General features: G+C 38.6%; 2 protein-coding genes and 1 pseudogene. 1 reads left to right on the top strand and 2 read right to left on the bottom strand.

Annotated elements, in window-relative coordinates:
• Both DBR11_RS25860 and thrS read right to left on the bottom strand, forming a co-directional pair.
• Positions 1-192, bottom strand: a pseudogene (locus DBR11_RS25860) (translation initiation factor IF-3); the annotation flags it as partial.
• Positions 193-205: 13 nt separating this feature from the next.
• Positions 206-2,131: a threonine--tRNA ligase gene (gene thrS / locus DBR11_RS25855; RefSeq protein WP_108555460.1), complete on the bottom strand. Its 1,926-nt coding sequence runs from the start codon at positions 2,129-2,131 to the stop codon at positions 206-208.
• A 381-nt stretch (positions 2,132-2,512) separates the two neighbouring features.
• Here thrS and DBR11_RS30685 point away from each other — a divergent pair.
• The coding region (locus DBR11_RS30685) for an acyltransferase (protein ID WP_146186667.1) at positions 2,513-2,805 on the top strand (293 nt) is incomplete at its 3' end.

Here is a 2,805-nt window from a genome sequence, read left to right as displayed (position 1 = left end):
CTCTACAAGGTCTAATTCCAACTCATCGGCAAGGGCCAAAGCTTTTGCCAAAGGATAGATCCCCGGTTCAACATTATCTCCAGCTAATCTCACTTCCTGAGCCTTGATAAACTGATTAATATTATGTTCTGCTTCTTTTTTCTTAAAAGGAGGACGTGGTCCCCTGTTAAATCCTGGTCTGCCTAATGCCAAATTTGTATCTTATTTAAACTGTTATTTCTTTAATTAATAATTCACTAAACTCTTGCAGAGTCATCTCACCTACATCTCCATCTCCATGTTTTCTTACCGAAACCTTGCCATCTGCCATCTCCTTCTCTCCGATAATCAACATATAAGGGATCTTTTTAACCTCTGCATCCCTAATCTTCCTCCCGATTTTCTCATCACGGAAGTCAATCAAACCGCGAATATCGGAATTATTTAGTTCATCTGAAACTTTTTTCGCATATTCTTCATATTTTTCTGAGATAGGAAGAATAATAAACTGTTCAGGAGAAAGCCATAACGGGAAGTTACCCGCACAATGTTCAATCAGTACCGCAATGAAACGTTCCAGTGAACCAAACGGTGCACGGTGGATCATAACCGGTCTGTGTTTCTGGTTATCACTACCTGTGTATTCCAGCTCAAAACGCTCCGGCAAGTTGTAATCTACCTGGATTGTTCCAAGCTGCCACTTCCTTCCCAAGGCATCTTTCACCATGAAATCCAGTTTCGGACCATAAAATGCAGCCTCTCCAAGCTCTACCACAGTAGGTAAACCCTTCTCAGCAGCAGCTTCTATGATAGCCGATTCCGCCAGGTGCCAGTTTTCATCTGTACCGATGTACTTTGATTTATTATCAGGATCTCTCAAAGACACCTGTGCGATGTAATCGTTAAAACCCAAAGACTTAAACACATACAGCACCAGGTCAATTACCTTCTTAAATTCTTCCTTTACCTGATCCGGACGGCAAAACAAATGCGCGTCATCCTGAGTAAAGCCACGAACCCTGGTTAAACCATGAAGCTCCCCACTCTGCTCATAACGGTACACAGTACCAAACTCTGCAAAACGCAAAGGAAGGTCTTTGTAAGAACGCGGTTTCACTTTATAGATTTCGCAATGGTGCGGACAATTCATCGGTTTCAGGAAAAACTCTTCCCCTTCCTGAGGCGTCTTAATAGGCTGAAAAGAATCTTTACCATATTTTTCATAATGGCCTGAAGTGATGTACAAGTTCTTATGTCCAATATGTGGCGTTACCACCTGCTCATAGCCAGCTTTTCCCTGTGCTTTAGTCAGAAATTGAACCAGACGTTCACGTAAAGCAGTTCCTTTAGGCAACCATAAAGGCAAGCCCATACCTACTTTTTCAGAAAAAGCAAAAAGCTCAAGTTCCTTACCTAATTTACGGTGGTCTCTTTTTTTCGCTTCTTCAATCATATGAAGATATTCTGTCAGCTCACTTGCTTTCGGAAAAGTAACTCCATAAATACGAGTCAGCTGTTTTCTGGTCTCATCACCTCTCCAGTAAGCACCGGCAACATTCATTAACTTTACCGCTTTTACAAAACCGGTATTTGGAATGTGCGGACCACGGCAAAGATCTGTAAAGTTACCCTGAGTATAGAAAGTGATCTTTCCATCTTCCAGGCCGTCAATTAAATCTAATTTGTACTCATCGCCTTTTTCTGTAAAATATTTTACAGCATCTGCTTTAGAAACGCTTTCTCTAACAAAAGTTTCCTTTTGTTTAGCAAGCTCCAGGATCTTCGTTTCGATCGCTTTGAAGTCATCCGAAGAAAATTCTCTGTCTCCAAAATCCACATCGTAGTAAAATCCAGTTTCAATAGCCGGACCAATACCAAATTTAGTTCCCGGATATAAAGCTTCCAGGGCTTCAGCCATTAAGTGAGCAGAAGAATGCCAGAAAGTCGATTTACCAGCAGTATCATTCCAGGTCAGCAATTTAACAGAAGCATCGTTTTCAATAGCCCGGGAAGAATCCCAAACTTCACCATTTACTTCCGCAGCCAATACGTTACGGGCCAAGCCTTCAGAAATGGATAATGCAATTTGATGGGCGTTTATGCCCTTTTCATACTGACGAACTGAGCCATCAGGCAGTGTAATGTTAATCATCTACAACTATGATTTGTTTTAAGTAATTGATTTGTAATCCTTTATACAACTCTTATTATACCATCAATAAAATATTGTATAAACATCATTGGTTTTCCTATCCGCTGACAATACAAATATAGCAAAATATTAAGGGCTGTTGCAATAATTAGTTTCGTCTTATTGGTCAATCTCTTTATAGAATGTCCCAGAGTTAGCCTTATCTTTCACTTAATTTTTTATACCAAATTACCCTCAAAGGATCACTTAACGATAAAAGAAGCTTACTTATAGAAAAAAGATCACACACTTAACTTTTAATAGCGGTGTTCACGTGCAATTTAAATCAAAAAAGCCCATTATTTTCAATAAAATTCATATCTTTAACGAATACGCTCCAAAATGCAAAATAAATTACAAAAACTTGAATCATTAAGAGGCTTCGCTGCAGTATATGTAATTCTACATCATCTGTTCAATGCAAAATGTATAGTCTTTAATCACGACATTTCATTTTTATTCAAATTTGGCCAGGAAGCCGTAATGTTGTTTTTCATACTTTCCGGCTTTGTAATTCACTACTCATTTCAAAGATCAGCCGACAGATCCTTTAGAACTTTTTTAAAAAAGAGATTCTTGAGAATCTATATCCCGTTAATCATAGTATTTATAATTAGCTATATTCTCTATTTATC

Source organism: Pedobacter sp. HMWF019 (assembly GCF_003061025.1).
Classification (GTDB): Bacteria; Bacteroidota; Bacteroidia; order Sphingobacteriales; family Sphingobacteriaceae; genus Pedobacter.
The sequence above is the reverse complement of the archived record's forward strand: the minus strand, read 5'-3'. Positions and strand labels throughout refer to the sequence as shown.

Bases quoted from the DNA above. Each gene is read 5' to 3' on its own strand.
- thrS (WP_108555460.1), bottom strand. From the start codon at position 2,131: ATGATTAACATTACACTGCCTGATGGCTCAGTTCGTCAGTATGAAAAG.